The organism is Dryocola boscaweniae (genome assembly GCF_025215095.1).
In the GTDB taxonomy this organism is placed as follows: Bacteria; Pseudomonadota; Gammaproteobacteria; order Enterobacterales; family Enterobacteriaceae; genus Dryocola; species Dryocola boscaweniae.
On sequence record NZ_JALHAP010000068.1, the window covers coordinates 63504 to 83266 of the forward strand.

General features: G+C 50.8%; 17 protein-coding genes and 1 tRNA gene. 8 read left to right on the top strand and 10 right to left on the bottom strand.

Annotation, left to right across the window (positions count from 1 at the left end; translation table 11 throughout):
• Positions 1 to 9: 9 nt before the first annotated feature.
• The 6 genes from MUA00_RS02710 to nagB all read right to left on the bottom strand — a co-directional run bounded on the left by MUA00_RS02710 (position 10) and on the right by nagB (position 6577).
• Positions 10 to 86, bottom strand: a tRNA-Met gene (locus tag MUA00_RS02710).
• 408 nt (positions 87 to 494) lie between these two features.
• On the bottom strand, positions 495 to 2159 hold the full coding sequence (gene asnB / locus MUA00_RS02715; RefSeq protein ID WP_271121564.1) for an asparagine synthase B: 1665 nt from the start codon (positions 2157 to 2159) through the stop codon (positions 495 to 497).
• A gap of 326 nt (positions 2160 to 2485) precedes the next feature.
• Positions 2486 to 3238, bottom strand: coding sequence for an HAD-IIA family hydrolase (locus MUA00_RS02720; protein WP_271121563.1), 753 nt, complete (start codon positions 3236 to 3238; stop codon positions 2486 to 2488).
• Between the two features lie 135 nt (positions 3239 to 3373).
• The gene (gene nagC, locus MUA00_RS02725; RefSeq protein ID WP_271121562.1) at positions 3374 to 4594 is read right to left on the bottom strand and encodes a DNA-binding transcriptional regulator NagC; all 1221 of its coding nucleotides are present in this window, start codon (positions 4592 to 4594) and stop codon (positions 3374 to 3376) included.
• A 7-nt stretch (positions 4595 to 4601) separates the two neighbouring features.
• Positions 4602 to 5750: an N-acetylglucosamine-6-phosphate deacetylase gene (gene nagA / locus MUA00_RS02730; protein WP_271121561.1), complete on the bottom strand. Its 1149-nt coding sequence runs from the start codon at positions 5748 to 5750 to the stop codon at positions 4602 to 4604.
• Positions 5751 to 5776: 26 nt separating this feature from the next.
• Entirely contained in the window at positions 5777 to 6577 is an 801-nt protein-coding gene (gene nagB / locus MUA00_RS02735; protein WP_271121560.1) for a glucosamine-6-phosphate deaminase, read from the bottom strand.
• Positions 6578 to 6911: 334 nt separating this feature from the next.
• Between nagB and nagE the strand changes: the two genes are divergently transcribed.
• The 4 genes from nagE to chiQ all read left to right on the top strand — a co-directional run bounded on the left by nagE (position 6912) and on the right by chiQ (position 13022).
• The gene (gene nagE, locus MUA00_RS02740) at positions 6912 to 8933 is read left to right on the top strand and encodes an N-acetylglucosamine-specific PTS transporter subunit IIBC (protein WP_271121559.1); all 2022 of its coding nucleotides are present in this window, start codon (positions 6912 to 6914) and stop codon (positions 8931 to 8933) included.
• Positions 8934 to 9122: 189 nt separating this feature from the next.
• Positions 9123 to 10790 (top strand): glutamine--tRNA ligase, encoded by a 1668-nt coding sequence (glnS, locus tag MUA00_RS02745; RefSeq protein WP_271121558.1) that lies wholly within the window; start codon positions 9123 to 9125, stop codon positions 10788 to 10790.
• Positions 10791 to 11250: 460 nt separating this feature from the next.
• On the top strand, positions 11251 to 12648 hold the full coding sequence (gene chiP, locus MUA00_RS02750) for a chitoporin ChiP (RefSeq protein WP_271121557.1): 1398 nt from the start codon (positions 11251 to 11253) through the stop codon (positions 12646 to 12648).
• A 47-nt stretch (positions 12649 to 12695) separates the two neighbouring features.
• Positions 12696 to 13022, top strand: coding sequence for a ChiQ/YbfN family lipoprotein (chiQ, locus tag MUA00_RS02755; RefSeq protein ID WP_271121556.1), 327 nt, complete (start codon positions 12696 to 12698; stop codon positions 13020 to 13022).
• An 86-nt stretch (positions 13023 to 13108) separates the two neighbouring features.
• Here the strand turns inward: chiQ and fur are convergent, their stop codons facing one another.
• From fur to ybfF, 4 genes are all read right to left on the bottom strand, one after another.
• Entirely contained in the window at positions 13109 to 13561 is a 453-nt protein-coding gene (gene fur / locus MUA00_RS02760; protein ID WP_167609681.1) for a ferric iron uptake transcriptional regulator, read from the bottom strand.
• A gap of 299 nt (positions 13562 to 13860) precedes the next feature.
• Positions 13861 to 14391: a flavodoxin FldA gene (gene fldA, locus MUA00_RS02765; protein WP_271121555.1), complete on the bottom strand. Its 531-nt coding sequence runs from the start codon at positions 14389 to 14391 to the stop codon at positions 13861 to 13863.
• A 179-nt stretch (positions 14392 to 14570) separates the two neighbouring features.
• Positions 14571 to 14852: a LexA regulated protein gene (gene ybfE, locus MUA00_RS02770; protein WP_271121554.1), complete on the bottom strand. Its 282-nt coding sequence runs from the start codon at positions 14850 to 14852 to the stop codon at positions 14571 to 14573.
• A 135-nt stretch (positions 14853 to 14987) separates the two neighbouring features.
• On the bottom strand, positions 14988 to 15764 hold the full coding sequence (gene ybfF / locus MUA00_RS02775; protein ID WP_271121553.1) for an esterase: 777 nt from the start codon (positions 15762 to 15764) through the stop codon (positions 14988 to 14990).
• 186 nt (positions 15765 to 15950) lie between these two features.
• Here ybfF and seqA point away from each other — a divergent pair, with 186 nt between their 5' ends.
• The 4 genes from seqA (at position 15951) to MUA00_RS02795 (ending at position 19752) form a co-directional block, all read left to right on the top strand.
• Positions 15951 to 16505 (top strand): replication initiation negative regulator SeqA, encoded by a 555-nt coding sequence (gene seqA, locus MUA00_RS02780; RefSeq protein ID WP_271121552.1) that lies wholly within the window; start codon positions 15951 to 15953, stop codon positions 16503 to 16505.
• Positions 16506 to 16527: 22 nt separating this feature from the next.
• Complete coding sequence (gene pgm / locus MUA00_RS02785; protein WP_271121551.1) at positions 16528 to 18171, top strand: phosphoglucomutase (alpha-D-glucose-1,6-bisphosphate-dependent); 1644 nt, start codon at positions 16528 to 16530, stop codon at positions 18169 to 18171.
• 322 nt (positions 18172 to 18493) lie between these two features.
• On the top strand, positions 18494 to 18700 hold the full coding sequence (locus MUA00_RS02790) for a YbfA family protein (protein ID WP_271121550.1): 207 nt from the start codon (positions 18494 to 18496) through the stop codon (positions 18698 to 18700).
• Positions 18701 to 18795: 95 nt separating this feature from the next.
• A complete protein-coding gene (locus tag MUA00_RS02795; protein ID WP_271121549.1) occupies positions 18796 to 19752 on the top strand; it encodes a YbgA family protein in 957 nt (318 codons plus the stop codon).
• The last annotated feature ends 11 nt before the right edge of the window (positions 19753 to 19763 follow it).

The following is a 19763-nucleotide window of genomic DNA, read 5'->3' on the forward strand; positions in this document are numbered from 1 at the left end:
AAAAAGAAATGGTGGCTACTACGGGATTTGAACCTGTGACCCCATCATTATGAGTGATGTGCTCTAACCAGCTGAGCTAAGTAGCCTTCTTTTTCTGCGTGCCTTATCGGCGTTGCGGGGCGCATTATGCGTAGTTGACCGAACAGCGTCAACAAATTTTTTCCCGAAAAGTGCCTGAAATCGTCTGTTTGACCAGCTTGCGAACAGCTTGGTGGAAATATCGGCAACAATCGGTTATTTCGGGGATTTATTAGCGAAAAAAGGGGCTGCAAACGTAGAGTTTTATGCAGAAACAACAACGGGCCCGCAGGCCCGTTGAGACTGATTGCAACCCTCCCGGCGTCACAAAACTAAAGGGGAGGGCATTTAAAAAATAAGGAAAATCAATTTATTGATTTTCAGCAGGACGATCAAAAAGAAGGAAAAACCACGCTTTTTTCCTTCTTTTTCAGCAATCTGAACGGGCCCGCAGGCCCGTTTCTTATCGAAGGTGCTTATTTATAGGCAGACTGGTGGACGCCCACCGCGCGGCCTGATGGATCGTTCATGGTTTTGAACGCTTCATCCCATTCAATAGCCTTAGCGGAAGAACAGGCAACTGAAGGGCCTCCTGGAACGCATTCTGCGGCGCTTGGCAGCGGGAATAACTCTTCGAAGATCTCACGGTAAAGGTAAGCTTCTTTCGAACCCGGCGTGTTGTATGGGAAACGGAAACTTGCTGTTTCCAGTTGTTGATCCGTTACCTGTCCTGCCGCTACTTCTTTTAGCGTGTCAATCCAGCTATAACCGACGCCGTCTGAGAACTGCTCTTTCTGACGCCATGCCACGCTTGCCGGCAGGTAGGATTCAAAACATTCACGCAGGATATGTTTCTCCATTTTGCCATTGCCGCACATTTTATCTTTCGGGTTGATGCGCATCGCCACGTCGAGGAATTTCTTATCCAGGAAGGGCACGCGAGCTTCAACGCCCCATGCAGACATTGCTTTGTTGGCCCGAGCGCAGTCGAACATATGCAGCGCCTGAAGTTTACGGACGGTCTCTTCATGCAGTTCTTTATCGTTTGGCGCTTTGTGGAAGTAAAGGTAGCCGCCGAACACTTCATCGGAACCTTCCCCTGACAGCACCATCTTGATGCCCATTGCTTTGATTTTACGGGACATCAGATACATCGGCGTAGAAGCGCGAATGGTTGTCACATCATAAGTTTCGATGTGATAGATAACGTCACGGATCGCATCCAGACCTTCCTGAACGGTGAAATGGATTTCATGGTGGACGGTACCTAAATGGTTTGCCACTTCCTGGGCTGCTTTAAGGTCCGGAGAACCCACGAGGCCGACTGCGAAGGAGTGAAGCTGAGGCCACCACGCTTCGCTACGTTCTTCATCTTCTACGCGGCGAGCGGCGAATTTTTTGGTGATGGCTGAAATAACAGAAGAATCCAGGCCGCCGGAAAGCAATACGCCGTAAGGCACGTCGGACATAAGATGGCTCTTAACCGAATCTTCCAGCGCCTGGCGCAGTTCGTTTTTATCGGTAACGTTGTCTTTGACCGCGTCGTAGTCAAACCAGTCACGCTGGTAGTAACTGCGAATTTCACCGTCCTGGCTCCACAGATAGCTGCCGGCCGGGAATTCTTTAATGGTGCGACAAACAGGCACCAGGGCTTTCATTTCAGAAGCAACATACATGTTGCCGTGTTCGTCGTAACCCATATAAAGCGGGATGATGCCGATGTGGTCGCGGCCAATCAGGTACGCATCTTTTTCGCTGTCATAAAGTACGAAGGCAAACATGCCTTGCAGGTCGTCCAGGAATTCCGGACCTTTTTCCTGGTACAGCGCGAGGATAACTTCGCAATCTGAACCAGTCTGAAATTCGTAGCGATCGCCGTATTCAGCACGCAGCGCCTGATGGTTGTAAATTTCTCCGTTTACAGCCAGCGCATGAGTTTGTTGCTTGTTATAAAGCGGCTGCGCCCCGGCGTTAACGTCAACGATAGAAAGGCGTTCGTGAGCCAGAATCGCTTTATCGCTGGCGTAAACACCGGACCAGTCCGGGCCGCGGTGGCGCATCAGACGCGATAATTCCAGCGCTTTTTTACGCAGTTCAACCGCGTCGGTTTTAATATCAAGAACACCAAAAATAGAACACATAGAACTTTCTCCGTAACACTGACCCGTGCGGTTTAATCGTGATATCGCATTGCCGTTTGTTAATGTTTTAGCGGCATTGCCGCGTTGCATGCCTTCGAATTTGCTCAATCATTAGCGGGAATGCAAGCGCTTTAGTATTCATTGCGTAAATACCGCAAAGGTGATTGCTGATTTATGAAAAACGATGAGGGAAAAGGCGAAATAATTAGCGGATCTGCAATTCTTAAGGGTTTTCATTGATTGAGCGTTGTAGCAAAAATAAAAGAGGGAAAGGATTCATAAAAAACGCCCGACGGCGTCAGGCGCTTTTTTACAAATTTTATCGATCAGAGAATGTCGATTTCAGCTACGGACGGGTAGATAAATGAAGGACGGAAAGGCATCGCATCGATATCGTTGAGCGTCGAAACGCCGGACAGTACCAGAATGGTTTCCAGACCGGCCTGGAATCCGGCCAGAATATCGGTGCGCAGGTTGTCGCCAACAATAACCGTATGTTCGGAATGGGCCTGCATTTTATTTAACGCCGCACGGATTATCCACGGACTGGGCTTGCCGACATAAAACGGTTTACGACCAGAGATTTTCTCAATGCCCGCGCAGAGCGCGCCACAGGCTGGATAATAACCGCGCCCATGGGTATCCGGGTTGGTTGCGATGAAACGCGCGCCATTTGCCACGAAGTACGCTGCTTTGTGCATCATTTCCCAGTTATAGGAGCGTGTTTCGCCAACGATGACAAAATCCGGGTTGATATCGGTGATAGTGAACCCTGCTTTATATAACTCATGGATTAACGCGCCTTCACCCACAACGTAGGCTTTTTTGCCTTCCTGACGACGCAGAAAATCAGCGGTTGCCATTGCTGAGGTATAAAACACGCTATCCGGCACGTCGACCCCGGCGGATGCGAAGCGGTTTGCAAGATCTTGTCCGGTTTGCGAAGGATAGTTGGTCAGCAGAACCAGCGGTAAACCTTTTTCAAGGATGCGGGCCAGAAATTCATTGGCACCCGGTACGGCGACGTTGTCATGCATCAGCACGCCGTCAATATCACAAATTACATTCTGGATGGTCATTAATTATCAGGCTCATATTCTCAGGAGGCGTATGCCCTTCATCTTTCAAACGCCAGGGGATTAACACCCTTGACGCCTGGCGGCAACTCGAAATCTAAAGGGTCTAACTATAACGTAAATCGGGGATAGCTTGCGTTAACTTTCCAGCAGACGCTGCAACAACATGCCGTTCAGCATGGAACGTTTTACCAGGGCAAAAGCGCCAATTGCGGAGCGGTCATCAAGCTGTGAACACACCACGGGCAGGTTCTTGCGGAACGCTTTTAACACCTGGGTGTTGATGCAGCCTTCAATGGCGGGAAGAAGGACCTTCTGTGCTTCGATGATTTCACCTGCAATGACTACTTTTTGCGGGTTAAACAGGTTGATGGCGATGGAGATAGCTTTGCCAAGATGGCGACCAACGTGTTCTATCACTTCGCAGGCCAGCGCATCGCCTTTATTGGCCGCTTTGCAAATCGCTGCAATATTGCAGTCGTCAGGCGTCAAACGACTGTTATAGCCTTGCTCGAGCAGATGACGTACTCGTCCTTCAATGGCGGCGTTCGCCGCGATGGTTTCCAGACAGCCAAAGTTGCCGCAGTGGCAGCGCTCGCCTAAGGGATCAACCTGAATGTGACCAATTTCACCGACGTTGCCGTTACGGCCGATAAAAATTCTGCCGTTGGAGAGAATTCCAGCACCCGTACCGCGGTGAACGCGCACCAGAATAGAGTCTTCGCAGTCATTTGTTGCACCAAAATAGTGCTCCGCTAACGCCAGGCTGCGAATATCGTGCCCGACAAAACAGGTGAGGTTAAAGCGTTTTTCCAGGCTTTCGACCAGCGACCAGTTATTGACCTGGATGTGTGGCATATAGCGAACCACGCCGCTTTCCGGGTCGACCAGGCCTGGCAGAATCACCGAGATAGCAATCAATTCGCGAATTTTTCGCTGCGTTTGCTCAATAAAGTGGGCAACGGCGTTGAGCAGCGCGTGCTCAAGGGTTTCCTGAGTGCGCTCCGGCAGTGGATAGTGTTCTTCAGCCAGCGGTTTAGCACTAAGATCGAACAGCGTGATAGTGGCATCGTGCCGGCCAAGCCGCACGCCAATCGCATGGAAATTGCGGGTTTCGGTAACGATAGAGATAGCGCGGCGACCCCCGGTGGAGGCCTGCTGATCGACTTCTTTAATCAGGCCGCGCTCAATAAGCTGGCGAGTAATTTTGGTGACGCTGGCAGGTGCAAGCTGGCTCTGTTCGGCAATCTGAATACGTGAGATTGGACCAAGTTGGTCAATCAGGCGATAGACCGCCGCGCCATTCAGTTGTTTTACCAGATCGACATTACCTATTTGAGCCTGTCCGCCAGTCGTCATGCCTTATTTACTCAGTTACGACCTCATTACCATTAACGAGAGTCTTGATGATTTTGTAATCGCGGGTAAAAGCAGTCAGGTTGGCGACTTTGCCAGCCTCAATGGTGCCCAACTGCTTTTCCACACCCATTGCACGGGCAGGGTAGAGAGTCGCCATGCGCAGAACTTCATCCAGCGCGATGTTGGCATGCTCGACCAGATTACGCACCCCTTCGATCATCGTCAGGGCAGATCCGCTCAGCGTACCGTTCTCATCTACACACAAACCGTCACGGTAGTATATTGTTTTACCAGCAAAAATGAACTGTTCAATATCAGCGCCCGCCGGTGCGGTTGCGTCGGTGACCAGGCAGAGTTTATCGCCTTTCATGCGCTTCGCGGTGCGAATATTGGCATAGTCCACATGCAGGCCATCGGCGATGATACCGCAGTAAACATCCGGTTCATCAAAAATTGCGCCAGCAAGGCCGGGCTCACGGCCTGTAATATAAGGCATCGCGTTGAAAAGATGCGTTGCAAAAGTGATTCCCGCCCGGAATCCAATTTTGGCTTCTTTTGCTGTCGCATTCGAGTGGCCTGCGGAAACGATAATTCCTGCAGCAACCAGTTTTTTGATGACATCAGGCTCGACCATTTCTGGTGCCAGAGTGACTTTGGTAATGACGTCGGCGTTCTCACAGAGGAAATCGACCAGTCTGGCGTCAGGCTTACGTACGAAACTCGGGTTGTGCGTCCCTTTTTTCACCATATTAAGCCACGGGCCTTCCAGATGAAGACCAAGTGCCTGGTTGGCGTATTTCGCCAGATATTCGCGCATCACCTTCACGCCCTGCATCATTAACTCGTCGCTGGCGGTGATAAGCGTTGGCAGATAGCTGGTGCAGCCAGAACGTTCGTTGGCTTTCTGCATGATTTCCAGCGTTTCAACCGTAACGGCATCGACGGTGTCGTTGAACTGAACGCCGCCGCAGCCGTTTAATTGCACATCAATAAAACCGGGGGCGATGATTGCATCACCCATGTCACGGGTTTCGATCCCAGCAGGGAGTTCGGAACGTGGACAAACTCGCTCAATCAGGCCGTCAGCGATAACAATCGCATGGTCATCCAGAATGTCGTGGCCGGTGTAAATCCGACCGCGGATTAATGCAAACATAATTACCCCCGGTAAAAAAGTAGCGCTTAAAGGTCTTTAATATTTTCAGCTTCGAGTTCGTTGAAGTACTTCAACGTCTTCACTTTCAGCTCCATCGTGGACGGCTCGTCGCACACGACAACTGCTTTTGGATGCAGTTGCAGGCAACTGATCGTCCACATATGGTTGACGTTGCCTTCTACGGCTGCCTGCAGAGCTTGCGCTTTAACATTACCAAGCACCAGAATCATCACTTCTTCTGCATCAAGCAGGGTACCAACGCCTACGGTCAGCGCGTATTTTGGAACCTGATTCACATCGCCATCAAAGAAGCGAGAGTTTGCCACTCGGGTGTCATGAGTCAGGGTTTTAATACGGGTACGGGAAGCCAGAGAAGAAGCGGGTTCGTTGAATGCGATGTGTCCGTCGTTGCCTACGCCGCCCATGAACAGGTGGATTTTGCCGTAGGAGCGAATCTTTTCTTCGTAAGCACGACATTCCGCATCAACGTCTTGCGCATTACCGTTTAACAGGTTGATGTTTTCTGCCGGGATATCAACGTGATCAAAGAAATTTTTATGCATGAAAGTATGATAGCTTTCCGGATGCTCTTTCGGCAGGCCAACATACTCATCCATATTGAAAGTCACGACGTTTTTAAAACTAACCTGGCCCGCTTTATGCATCTCTACCAGCGCTTTATAGGCTTCAAGCGGCGTACCGCCGGTCGGCAGGCCCAGCACGAAAGGACGATCTGCAGTTGGATTAAACGCATTGATGCGCTTCACGATATGGCGAGCTGCCCATTTGCCGACCTGAGCCGGGGTAGCCAGGGGAATCAGTCTCATCATTCACCTCTTAAAAGTTAATAGAAAGCGGATTTAGCCAGATTGATATTCAGCCCTCTAAGGGTAAACCAGATTTATACCGGCGCCTGAGGGGCAATCTGCCTTGATTTTTTGAATGATAAAATAAGTTTTGCATGATAGCCAGTCGAAGGAGGGGGTAATAGCGATATTTGGTGACTGTAGTCACAAAAAATGCGCGTTTAATTTGCGATACGAATTAATTTTTTTCACACTCCGGTGTGTGATGTGAACCGTCGCCGTTTATTTAAGGTTGTTAAGACAATAAAAACACTGCTTTGAGCGAGCCTTAACAGGGTCTCATAGGGGGAATAAAGTGAGTATTCTAGGTTATTTACAACGAGTTGGCCGCGCACTGATGGTGCCCGTGGCTACACTGCCTGCAGCAGCTATTTTGATGGGGGTAGGCTACTGGATTGACCCGGTTGGCTGGGGTGGAGACAACGCGCTTGCGGCGTTCTTCATTAAATCTGGTTCTGCCATTATTGATCACATGTCCGTTCTGTTCGCCATCGGCGTGGCTTACGGCATGTCCAAAGACAAAGACGGCGCCGCAGCGCTGACCGGCTTTGTTGGCTTCCTGGTTCTGACCACCCTGTGTTCTCCAGCAGCGGTTGCCATGATCCAGAAAATTCCGGCGGATCAGGTTCCGGCGGCGTTTGGTAAAATCGAAAACCAGTTCGTGGGTATCCTGGTCGGTATTATTTCTGCTGAACTGTACAACCGCTACAGCAGCGTCGAGCTGCCCAAAGCGCTGTCCTTCTTCAGCGGTCGTCGCCTGGTGCCGATCCTCACTTCTTTTTTGATGATCATTGTCGCTTTCATCATGATGTATGTCTGGCCGATGATCTTCGACGGTCTGGTGAACTTTGGTGAGCACATTCAGAAGCTGGGTTCCGTTGGCGCAGGCGTTTACGCCTTCTTCAACCGTCTGTTAATCCCGGTTGGTCTGCACCATGCGCTGAACTCCGTATTCTGGTTCGACGTTGCCGGCATTAACGATATCCCTAACTTCCTGGGTGGCGCACAGTCCATCGAAGCAGGTAAAGCGGTTGTCGGTATTACCGGTCGTTATCAGGCTGGCTTCTTCCCAATCATGATGTTCGGCCTGCCGGGCGCAGCGCTGGCTATCTACCACTGCGCCCGTCCGGAAAACCGCGCGAAAGTGGCTGGGATCATGATGGCTGCAGCGTTCGCCGCGTTCTTCACTGGTATCACCGAACCGTTGGAATTCTCCTTCATGTTCGTGGCGCCTGTTCTGTACGTTATCCACGCTGTTCTGACCGGTATTTCCGTATTCATCGCGGCAAGCATGCACTGGATTGCCGGTTTCGGTTTCAGCGCCGGCCTGGTGGATATGGTGCTTTCTTCCCGTAACCCGCTGGCAACACACTGGTGGATGCTGATTCCTCAGGGCCTCGTGTTCTTCGTTATCTACTACGTGGTGTTCCGTTTCACTATCACCAAATTCAATCTGTTAACCCCAGGCCGTGAGCTGGCGGTTGCTGGTGACGAGGCTGATGGACAGGACGTGAACGTTAGCGGTACAGCGAATCAGGACGTCTCTGGTCTGGCTCGTCAGTACATCGCGGCGGTTGGCGGTTCAGCTAACCTGACCGGTATTGATGCCTGTATCACTCGTCTGCGTTTAAACGTGAAAGACTCCTCGCTGGTTAACGAAGCCCTGGCGAAACGTCTGGGTGCAACCGGTGTCATTCGTCTGAACAAAACCAGCGTGCAGATTATCGTGGGCTTTGTGGCTGAGAAAATTGCTAACGCAATGAAAACTACCGGTGATGTGCCGGCAGCAGAAGCCAGTGTCGCTCCGGTTGCCGCAGCGGCGGCAGTTAAGCCTCAGGCTGTGCCAAACGCAGTTACCATCGCGGCGCTGGTTTCTCCAGTTACTGGTGATGTGGTTGCGCTGGAACAGGTTCCTGATGAAGCCTTTGCCAGCAAAGCGGTAGGCGATGGCGTCGCTATCAAGCCAACGGATAAAACCGTTGTTTCGCCAGCAGCCGGTACTATCGTAAAAATCTTTAATACCAACCACGCGTTCTGCCTGGAAACCCAAAAGGGTGCGGAAATTGTTGTCCATATGGGCATCGATACCGTAGCGCTTAACGGCCAGGGCTTTACTCGTCTGGTAGAAGAGGGGGCTGAAGTGGTGGCCGGTCAGCCGGTTCTGGAAATGGATCTTGATTTCCTGAACGCTAACGCGCGCTCCATGATTAGCCCGGTAGTTTGCAGCAACATTGACGACTTCAGCGGCCTGGTTATTCAGGCGCAGGGTTCAGTCGTTGCAGGGCAAACGCCTCTGTATGAAATTAAAGGCAAATAGTTGCTCCTGAGTTAGCATTGTGCCTTGAGCGGCTGGGGTCATTCCCCAGCCGCTTTTTTATCGCCTCAAATTAAACTTCCCTTTCTCTTTAACCGTGGCTACCCCAATTTATGCAACTAAAGGTTGTTTCCCGCGTCTGCTTATTAGATCATGCACCGTTAACGAAAGTTTTGTCTTGAGGAACCCGCGATGAGTGAGGCTGAAGCCCGCCCAACTAACTTTATTCGCCAGATTATCGATGAAGATCTGGCTAATGGTAAGCATGACCGTATCTGCACTCGTTTCCCGCCGGAGCCAAATGGCTATCTGCACATCGGCCATGCAAAATCTATCTGTCTGAACTTTGGTATCGCGCAAGATTATCAGGGTCAATGCAATCTGCGTTTCGATGACACCAACCCGGTAAAAGAAGACATCGAATACGTTGACTCCATTAAGCACGACGTAGAATGGCTGGGCTTTCACTGGTCCGGCAACGTGCGCTATTCCTCTGATTACTTCGACCAGCTATTTAATTACGCTGTTGAGCTGATTAACAAAGGTCTGGCGTATGTTGACGAGCTGACGCCTGAGCAGATCCGCGAATATCGTGGCTCGCTGACCGCGCCTGGCAAAAACAGCCCATACCGCGATCGCACCGTCGAGGAAAACCTCGCGCTGTTCGAGAAAATGCGTAACGGTGGATTCGCTGAAGGCACCGCGTGTCTGCGTGCAAAAATCGATATGGCATCGCCTTTTATCGTGATGCGCGATCCGGTGATTTACCGCATTAAGTTTGCCGATCACCACCAGACGGGCAGCAAATGGTGCATCTACCCGATGTACGACTTCACCCACTGTATTTCCGATGCGCTCGAAGGTATTACCCACTCGCTGTGTACGCTGGAATTCCAGGATAACCGCCGCCTGTACGACTGGGTGCTGGACAACATTACTATTCCGGCTCATCCGCGTCAGTACGAGTTCTCACGCCTGAATCTTGAATACGCCATTATGTCCAAGCGTAAGCTGAACCTGCTGGTGACCGAGAAGATTGTTGAGGGCTGGGACGACCCACGTATGCCGACCATTTCCGGCCTGCGTCGTCGTGGTTATACCGCAGCTTCCATCCGTGAGTTCTGCAAACGTATCGGCGTGACCAAGCAGGACAACACCGTTGAGATGGCTTCTCTGGAATCGTGCATTCGTGACGATCTGAATGAGAATGCGCCACGTGCAATGGCCGTGTTGGATCCGGTGAAGGTGATCATCGAAAACTACCCGCAGGGCGCGGAAGAAATGGTCACCATGCCAAATCATCCGAACAAGCCTGAGATGGGAAGCCGTCAGGTACCGTTCAGCGGTGAAATCTACATCGATCGCGCGGATTTCCGCGAAGAAGCAAACAAACAATACAAGCGTCTGGTGCTGGGCAAAGAAGTGCGTCTGCGCAACGCTTACGTGATTAAGGCCGAGCGCGTAGAGAAAGATGCTGAAGGCAATATCACCACGCTGCATTGCACCTACGACCCGGAAACGCTGAGTAAAGACCCGGCGGACGGACGTAAAGTAAAAGGCGTCATTCACTGGGTAAGCGCAGCACACGCGCTGCCGGTTGAAATCCGTCTCTACGATCGTTTGTTCAGCGTGGCAAACCCAGGGGCTGCAGAAGATTTCCTCGCGACAATTAATCCGGAATCTCTGGTTATCAAACAAGGTTTCGTTGAGCCGAGCCTGCAAAATGCAGAAAAAGGTAAAGCGTACCAGTTTGAACGCGAAGGTTATTTCTGTCTCGACAGCCGCTATGCAACCGCTACCAAACTGGTGTTCAACCGCACCGTTGGTCTGCGTGACACCTGGGCAAAAATAGGCGATTAATTCGCTGTATAGACAGAACAAACGCCGCTTAATGCGGCGTTTTTTTTGGCTTATCGATCAGACAGTTAAAGAAAACTAAAACTTCGCGTAGCGAATTAATTCTTTATTAATGCTTCGCAAAGATTGTCTGTCATTGACTCAATAACGTAAAAATTATCATTTCAATTTTTGAGAGCGCTTCCATTTAAGCGCTTATGCTCAATTTTTTGATTTTTATGGCATAAAAAACCATTTACGCAAATTGTTACAAATGCTCATAGATTATGTGCTCTTCGTCATACTATAGGAATTATCTCTTATAAAGGCATTGATAATTCGCGTTGCGAAAAATAGTCTTAAGCACAGAAGTCGATGCGGTCAACCAGATATAACCGCTTTTAGCCGTCAGGCATTTTTTATTTTTTCACCGTCAGGTGCTTTTACACCGGGTGACTATTTATACGTCAAAGAGGATTTCAATATGCGTACGTTTAGTGGCAAACGTAGTGCGCTGGCGCTTGCAATCGCAGGTGTCACGGCGCTGTCAGGCATTGTTATCGTTCCGCAGGCAACCGCTGCGGGATTTATTGATGATTCAACTCTCACCGGTGGTATTTATTACTGGCAACGTGAGCGTGACCGTAAAGACGTTAATACTGATAAATACGAAACCAACCTTGCGCATTCTACCTGGAACGCCAATCTGGATTTCCAGTCCGGCTATGCGGCCGATATGTTTGGTCTGGATATCGCGGCGTTTACCGCTATTGAAATGGCAGAAAATGGCGACAGCGGGCATCCGAACGAAATTGCCTTCTCATCAAAAAATAAGGCTTATGACGAAGACTATTCCGGTGATAAAAGCGGAATTAGCCTTTATAAAGCTGCGGTAAAATTTAAATACGGCCCCGTTTGGGCTCGCGCAGGTTACATCCAGCCAACCGGCCAGACTTTGTTAGCTCCTCACTGGAGCTTTATGCCGGGCACCTATCAGGGGGCAGAAGCGGGCGCTAATTTTGATTATGGCGATGCGGGCGCGCTGAGCTTCTCCTACATGTGGACCAACGAATATAAGTCCCCGTGGCACCTGGAGATGGATAAATTCTATCAGAACGACAAAAACACTAAAGTCGACTATCTGCACTCGGTTGGCGCAAAGTATGACTTCAAAAACGATCTGGTGCTCGAAGCTGCTTTTGGTCAGGCGGAAGGTTATATCGATCAGTACTTCACCAAGGCAAGCTACAAGTTCGATATTGCCGGCAGCCCGCTGACCACAAGCTATCAGTTCTACGGTACGCGTGACAAAGTCTCCAACGGCGGCGTGAATGATATTTATGACGGTACTGCATGGCTGCAGGCGCTGACTTTCGGTTACAAAATTGGTCAGGTTGATTTGCGTCTGGAAGGAACAATGGTTAAGGCAGACGGCCAGCAAGGCTATTTCCTGCAGCGCATGACTCCAACTTACGCATCTTCAAACGGTCGACTTGATGTGTGGTGGGATAACCGTTCTGACTTCAACGCCAACGGCGAAAAAGCGGTATTTGCAGGCGCGATGTATGATCTGAGCAACTGGAATCTGCCTGGCTGGGCGGTAGGCGCTTCTTACGTATATGCATGGGATGCTAAACCAGGCTCTACGCCAACCACTGATGGTTACTATGATGCAGATCGCCGCCTGAAAGAATCCTCTTACAGCCTCGATGCGCTTTACACCGTGCAGGACGGACGTGCGAAGGGCACGTTGTTCAAACTGCACTTCACTCAGTACGACAACCATTCCGATATCCCAAGCTGGGGCGGCGGCTACGGCAATATCTTCCAGGATGAGCGCGACGTGAAGTTTATCGTCATCGCACCGTTCACCATCTTCTGATTTGAAACCGGGCGCGAAAGCGCCCGTTTTTGTTAAGGATATCGATTATGAAAAAGATTATTTTATTAACGGCCATAACGCTGGGATTAACGGCATGCGCGCAGCCACAGGCAGCGCCGGAAGACACAAAGCTTAAAGAAGCCTACAGCGCCTGTATTAATACCGCAGAGGGAAACCCGGACAAAGTTCAGGCCTGCCAGAGCGTGCTGAAAGTGCTGGGCCAGGAAAAACAGCACCAGGAGTTTGTGAAGAAAGAGACGGTTCGCACCCTGGATTACCAAAACTGCATTCAGGCGACCCGCACAGGTAACGACCAGGCTGTTAAAGCCAGGTGCGATAAAATCTGGCAGGAGATACGTAGCAACAACGGGTAAGCTTATTCATGTAATAAAAAAACCGGTGAATTTCCTCACCGGTTTTTTTGTGTCTGACTTCCTTTGAAGAGGAGTCGGAGTGCGGATTATTTTTCGCTGATTTCGTGGGCGTTTTCGTCAGTACGGCAGTCGCCTTCGGCGCAGTGGCCATACAGGTAAAGGCTATGGTTAGTCAGACGGATCCCGTGACGAGTGGCGATTTCACGCTGGCGGGCTTCAATTGAGTCATCGCTGAATTCAATTACTTTGCCACAATCCAGACAAATCAGGTGATCGTGATGGTGCTGCTGTGTCAGTTCGAAAACTGACTTGCCACCTTCGAAGTTATGACGGGTAACAATACCTGCGTCATCAAACTGGTTCAGCACGCGGTAAACCGTGGCCAGACCAATCTCTTCGCCCATATCAATCAGTCGTTTGTATAACTCTTCCGCACTGACGTGATGGTTCACCGGTCCCTGCAACACTTCAAGGATTTTTAATCGCGGAAGCGTGACTTTCAGGCCGGCCTTCTTTAATGCGGTGTTGTTGTCAGTCATGCGGAAATTGTCCTGTTGCTTAACGTTTTGCTCGGACTCGTTGAGCGTTAAGTGAATGCGTCTCATTATATACCCTTCTTTTGTGGGTATAGTACAGCCACGTCTAAATAGAAACTGTAAGTATGAAGCATAACACAGCTAAAAAATCGTGGCCGAGTCGCTATTTGCTGGCATTTTAGCAAATGTGACCTGCGGGATATTGTACAGGGATAGACAAAAAAGTTACAAAATTGTAGCAATTATTTTCATTGGTAATATCTATCAATGCGGCACAAACGTTTTATTTGCGCCGCATTGCATCAGGCGTTAATGATATCAGCCAGATTCAGCTCGTCAGCAACTTGTTTGGTCCATTTCTCAACACGCTCGGCGGTCAGCTCCGGCTGGCGGTCTTCATCGATAGCCAGACCGACGAAATGATCGTCGTCTGCAAGACCTTTAGATGCTTCGAAGTGATAACCCGCGGTTGGCCAGTGACCTACGATTGCCGCGCCGCGTGGCTCGATGATGTCGCGAATGGTACCCAGGGCGTCGCAGAAATATTCCGCGTAATCTTCCTGATCGCCGCAGCCGAAGAGCGCAACCAGCTTGCCGTTGAAATCAACTTCTTCAAGAGTCGGGAAGAAATCATCCCAGTCGCACTGTGCTTCGCCGTAGTACCATGTAGGGATGCCCAGCAGCAGAATGTCGAAACCTTCGAGATCTTCCTTACTGCTCTTCGCAATGTCACGCACTTCAGCAACATCTTTACCGAGCTGTTTTTGAATCATTTTTGCGATATTTTCGGTGTTACCAGTATCGCTGCCGAAAAAAATGCCTACGATTGCCATGAGTAAAATAACCTCTTGAAACTTAATGGTATGGTGGCGGAGTATAGCCCACAGATGGGGCAATCATAGCAGAACAGGCCACAGTGCGGAAACAGCTATCATAGCGCTGTGCACAGACTGCAACATGATGGCGCATTAAGCGCCAGTTTCACTTGAGGACAGGGTGGGCTGACAAATGGTTAGCTCAGGTGTTGCTTGAGCTGTGTTAACAACATCTCTTCAATCAGTTCGCTGCGGCTGATATTTCTGGCTTCAGCAAGCTGAGTTAGCGCATCCACCGCTTCGTTGTTGAGTTTTAGCTCGACTCGTTTCAGGCCGCGTACTTTATCGCGTTTGAGCTGGTTACGTTTGTTGATACGCAGTTGCTCATCTCGCGTTAGCGGATTGGTTTTTGGCCGCCCCGGGCGACGCTCGTCCGCGAACAGATCTAATGTAGTACGGTCCGTTTGTTCTTTTGCCATGATTAGAGTACTGACAGGAATTTCGGGATGCTGCGAGCAGAATGCTCCGGCGCATTTAAGCGCGCCATCATACATCAGGGAATTCTGCGCGCCAACGCGTTAGCCGCAACTTACGGCCAGTCGGTCTGTTTTTAATCAGTTTAGGGAAGATTCATCGATAAAACGGTGAATGGCGCGTAAAACCGCTTCTGGTTTCTCGGCGTGAACCCAGTGCCCTGCGCCTGCAACAACGTGGGCACGAGCCCCGGGAAACTGTGCCAGCAACGCATCCCGGTGCGTTTCATCCACATAAGGCGAGTCGCCGCCGCGGATAAACAGAGCCGGATGCTCCCAGGCCGGAACGTTTTGCCAGCCAACGATATTTTCATACTCCTTCCACAACACCGGCACGTTGAATTTCCAGTCGCCTTCGGCAAAGGACTTCAGCAGGAACTGAATCACGCCTTCTTCTTTTATATGCTCGCGCATTAAAGCTGCGGCCTGCTGACGAGTTTTCGCACCGGCGTGGCTCACCGCATTAATCGCGGCAAAAATCTCATCGTGACGACGCACCCGGTAATCGACCGGAGCGATATCAATCAGCACAAGTTTGTCGATACGCTCAGGGGCGATAGCCGTCAGCGCCATAGCGACTTTACCGCCCATCGAATGACCGACAATTATCGCTTTTTCAAAACCGTATTCGTCCAGCGTTTCCAGCACATCCTGCGCCATTGCTGGATAATTCATTTCATCGCTGCGGGGAGACTGGCCGTGATTACGCAGATCTATTTGCAGCAGCGTATGATCCTGCCCGAGATCGCGAGCGAGCACGCCGAGGTTATCAAGGCTGCCAAACAGGCCGTGAATGAGAACAACAGGAGAATTGCTAGTCGATTGTTGCGCAGTTTGCAGGCGAGCGTTTAATTTCATGGCAAAGTTCTTTTTTTTGATTCGTAGGGTTAGGGTATCATGAAGACATTCCTGCCGCAGTGCCGCAAACATTCAGTTTAATCTGGCTTTATTGGGCGACACCTGTTTGGCGCTACCCGCTGTTGGGATTTGCTCCTATAATCCCAACGACTTGTATTCAGAATTAAGATATCGCACTGGATGAAGATGAAAACGATTGAAGTTGATGACGAGCTATATCGCTATATTGCCAGCCACACGCAACACATTGGCGAGAGCGCGTCCGATATTTTACGGCGAATGTTGAAATTTACCGCCGGTCAGACTCCCGCAGCGACGACTTCCCCTACAGCGAATTCCGCACAACCTGCGGCAATCCCTGCTCCTGAAGATAAACCCGTGAATCGGGCTCGCGATCGCGTGCGCGCCGTTCGTGAGTTGCTACTCTCTGATGAGTACGCCGAGCAAAAGAAAGCCGTTAATCGTTTCATGATGGTGCTTTCTACGCTCTACCAACTGGATGCGAAAACTTTTGGCGAAGCCACTGAGTCTTTGCATGGCCGTACGCGTGTCTACTTTGCCGGCAACGAACAAACGTTGCTGGCTAATGGCAATCAGACCAAGCCAAAACATGTTCCGGGTACGCCATACTGGGTTATCACCAACACCAATACGGGTCGCAAATGCAGCATGATCGAACACATCATGCAATCAATGCAGTTCCCGGCGGAATTGATTGAGAAGGTTTGCGGCACTATTTAATCTGCGTCAAAAGGAAGGGCCAATGGCTAACCACAACCGTGCAGGTCAACCTGCGCAACAGAGCGATTTGATTAACGTAGCCCAGCTAACGGCCCAGTACTACGTGCTGAAACCGGAAGCGGGCAATAGCGAACACGCGGTGAAATTCGGCACCTCCGGCCACCGCGGCAGTGCGGCTCGTCATAGCTTTAACGAACCGCATATTCTGGCAATTGCTCAGGCGATTGCTGAAGATCGTGCTAAGAACGGCATCACTGGCCCTTGCTATGTTGGTAAAGACACTCATGCCCTGTCTGAGCCTGCGTTTATCTCCGTGCTGGAAGTGCTGGCGGCAAACGGTGTGGATATCATTGTTCAACAGGCGAACGGCTACACGCCGACGCCTGCTGTGTCTAATGCGATTCTGACGCACAACAAAGAAGACGGCGCTCAGGCGGACGGTATCGTTATCACGCCTTCGCACAACCCGCCTGAAGATGGCGGCATCAAATACAATCCACCTAACGGTGGCCCGGCTGATACCAACGTCACAAAAGTTATTGAAGAGCGTGCAAATGCGCTGCTGGCCGATGGTCTGAAAGACGTGAAACGTATTTCTCTCGACCAGGCCTGGGCAAGCGGCCACGTGAAAGAGTTAGATCTGGTGCAGCCGTTTATCGAAGGGCTGGTGGACATTATCGACATGGCCGCCATCCAGAAAGCGGGCCTGAAGCTGGGCGTTGATCCGCTTGGCGGCTCCGGCATCGAATACTGGCAGCGTATTGCGAAACACTACAATCTGGATCTGACCATCGTAAACGATCAGGTAGATCAGACTTTCCGCTTTATGCACCTCGACAAAGACGGCGCGATCCGTATGGATTGCTCGTCTGAATGCGCGATGGCAGGTCTGCTGGCGCTGCGCGACAAATTCGACCTGGCCTTCGCCAACGACCCGGACTACGACCGTCACGGCATTGTCACCCCGGCCGGCCTGATGAACCCGAACCATTATCTGGCCGTCGCGATTAATTATCTGTTCCAGCATCGTCCACAGTGGGGCAAAGACGTGGCGGTAGGTAAAACGCTGGTTTCGTCCGCCATGATTGACCGCGTCGTCAACGACCTGGGCCGCAAGCTGGTGGAAGTGCCGGTTGGCTTTAAATGGTTTGTAGACGGTTTGTTTGACGGCAGCTTTGGTTTTGGTGGCGAAGAAAGCGCCGGGGCATCCTTCCTGCGCTTTGACGGCACGCCATGGTCGACTGATAAAGACGGCATTATCATGTGCCTGCTGGCGGCAGAAATTACCGCCGTTACCGGTAAAAACCCGCAGCAGCATTACGACGAACTGGCAGCCCGCTTCGGCGCGCCAAGCTATAACCGCCTGCAGGCTTCCGCCACTTCAGCACAAAAAGCTGCGCTGTCGAAGTTGTCCCCGGAAATGGTCAGCGCGGATACCCTGGCAGGCGACCCGATCACTGCACGTTTAACCGCGGCTCCGGGTAACGGCGCCTCCATCGGCGGTCTGAAAGTGATGACCGAGAATGGCTGGTTCGCGGCTCGTCCGTCCGGTACTGAAGATGCGTACAAAATCTATTGTGAAAGTTTCCTGGGCGCCGAACATCGCCAACAAATTGAAAAAGAAGCGGTAGAGATTGTTAGCGAAGTGCTGAAAAACGCGAAGTAAGCTGCAGCGAATCCATAAAGGCGCCCTGGGGCGCCTTTTTTGTATCTGTAAATCAGGCCTGCTCGCAGTTCATTTCGTTTTACCGCCGGATGCGAGACAGGGCAGGCGTACAAATACAAAGTCCCTTATTTAACTAATGGTTAGTACTTATTTAACTTTTTTGTAACTAAATTACGGAACGAATGTAAATATCTGCACAACAAGTGCGATCAAGTGGTCTGATGAGTAGTAAAATTTCAGCCGATGCGATACTATTTTGGTCAGATAACAAGTTCTGAATTCCCGGCTTTTGTTGCCGGTCACAAAATAAAGGGAGAAGCCTATGTCTTTATACAAAGAATATCCTGCGCATCAGGTTATCCTGCGTCGCATCTTCGCAGTAGCCGCTGGCATACTGGCGCTGCCGGTAATGTTGTTCTGGAAAGATCGCGCGCGTTTTTACAGCTATCTGCACCGCGTCTGGTCGAAAACAAGCGATCAGCCAGTCTGGCTGGCTCAGGCAGAAGCCGCTTCCGGCGATTTCTACTAAGACCTGATTCAAAGCTAAAAAGGCTACCCAAAAGGGTAGCCTTTTTTGTTATGGCGACTTGCTACACTTAGAGTTCATCACAAAGGAGTAAACTCATGAGCGGCAATATTCCAGTCGGCATCAGCGCCTGTTTACTCGGGGAAAACGTCCGCTTTGACGGCGGTCATAAACGGTTGGCGTTTGCTGTCGACGAGCTTGCGCCCTGGGTGCGTTTTGAGCCCGTTTGCCCGGAAATGGCAATTGGTCTACCTACGCCGCGCCCGGCGCTGCGTTTAATAAAGGTAGATGACGGCGAAATCGCGCTACGTTTTAGTAACCATACGGAAGGTGATTTGACCCAGGAGATGCAGCAGTTTTCCGCCAGGCGCATCCCGGGCCTTGCGCATCTTTGTGGCTATATTGTTTGCGCAAAATCTCCGAGCTGTGGCATGGAACGGGTGCGGGTTTACGAACCCGTTGGCAATAACAATCGTAAAAATGGTACCGGCATCTTTACCGCTGAGCTCAAACGCCAGATGCCGTGGCTGCCCGTTGAGGAAGATGGCCGCTTACAGGACCCCCCAATTCGCGAGAATTTTGTTGAGCGTATCTACACGCTTTTTGAGCTCAACAACCTGTACAAAAAAGGGCTGACGAGAGGCGGGCTTATTGGTTTTCACAGCCGCTATAAGCTGCTGTTGCTGGCGCATTCCCAGCCGCAATATCGCGAACTGGGGCGTTTTGTCGCGGATATAGAAAACTGGGAATCGCTGGATGATTTCTTTATCGAATACCGTCTGCGCTTAATGTTACTGCTTGAGCATCAGGCCACGCGCCGTAATCACACAAATGTGCTGATGCATGTTCAGGGCTATTTTCGTCGTCAGCTAAGCTCCCGCCAGCGTCAGGAGTTATCGGAGTTGATTGACCGGTATCGTCTGGGAACCCAGCCGCTTCTGGCCCCCGTCACTTTGTTAAAACACTACATGGCAGAATATCCTGACCAATATTTAGCGCAGCAGCGCTATTTTGAACCCTATCCTGAGGCTCTACGCTTGCGCTACGGCAATTAATTCAGGGAGTT

What these genes read in the sequence shown, in the direction of transcription:
- ybfE (WP_271121554.1), bottom strand. Translation starts at nt 14,852, where the DNA reads ATGGCAAAAGAACAAACGGACCGTACTACATTAGATCTGTTCGCGGAC.
- MUA00_RS02720 (WP_271121563.1), bottom strand. Translation starts at nt 3,238, where the DNA reads ATGACCATCCAGAATGTAATTTGTGATATTGACGGCGTGCTGATGCAT.
- asnB (WP_271121564.1), bottom strand. Translation starts at nt 2,159, where the DNA reads ATGTGTTCTATTTTTGGTGTTCTTGATATTAAAACCGACGCGGTTGAA.
- nagB (WP_271121560.1), bottom strand. Translation starts at nt 6,577, where the DNA reads ATGAGACTGATTCCCCTGGCTACCCCGGCTCAGGTCGGCAAATGGGCA.
- ybfF (WP_271121553.1), bottom strand. Translation starts at nt 15,764, where the DNA reads ATGAAATTAAACGCTCGCCTGCAAACTGCGCAACAATCGACTAGCAAT.
- seqA (WP_271121552.1), top strand. Translation starts at nt 15,951, where the DNA reads ATGAAAACGATTGAAGTTGATGACGAGCTATATCGCTATATTGCCAGC.
- MUA00_RS02795 (WP_271121549.1), top strand. Translation starts at nt 18,796, where the DNA reads ATGAGCGGCAATATTCCAGTCGGCATCAGCGCCTGTTTACTCGGGGAA.
- MUA00_RS02790 (WP_271121550.1), top strand. Translation starts at nt 18,494, where the DNA reads ATGTCTTTATACAAAGAATATCCTGCGCATCAGGTTATCCTGCGTCGC.
- nagA (WP_271121561.1), bottom strand. Translation starts at nt 5,750, where the DNA reads ATGTTTGCATTAATCCGCGGTCGGATTTACACCGGCCACGACATTCTG.
- pgm (WP_271121551.1), top strand. Translation starts at nt 16,528, where the DNA reads ATGGCTAACCACAACCGTGCAGGTCAACCTGCGCAACAGAGCGATTTG.
- nagC (WP_271121562.1), bottom strand. Translation starts at nt 4,594, where the DNA reads ATGACGACTGGCGGACAGGCTCAAATAGGTAATGTCGATCTGGTAAAA.
- glnS (WP_271121558.1), top strand. Translation starts at nt 9,123, where the DNA reads ATGAGTGAGGCTGAAGCCCGCCCAACTAACTTTATTCGCCAGATTATC.
- chiQ (WP_271121556.1), top strand. Translation starts at nt 12,696, where the DNA reads ATGAAAAAGATTATTTTATTAACGGCCATAACGCTGGGATTAACGGCA.
- fldA (WP_271121555.1), bottom strand. Translation starts at nt 14,391, where the DNA reads ATGGCAATCGTAGGCATTTTTTTCGGCAGCGATACTGGTAACACCGAA.
- chiP (WP_271121557.1), top strand. Translation starts at nt 11,251, where the DNA reads ATGCGTACGTTTAGTGGCAAACGTAGTGCGCTGGCGCTTGCAATCGCA.
- fur (WP_167609681.1), bottom strand. Translation starts at nt 13,561, where the DNA reads ATGACTGACAACAACACCGCATTAAAGAAGGCCGGCCTGAAAGTCACG.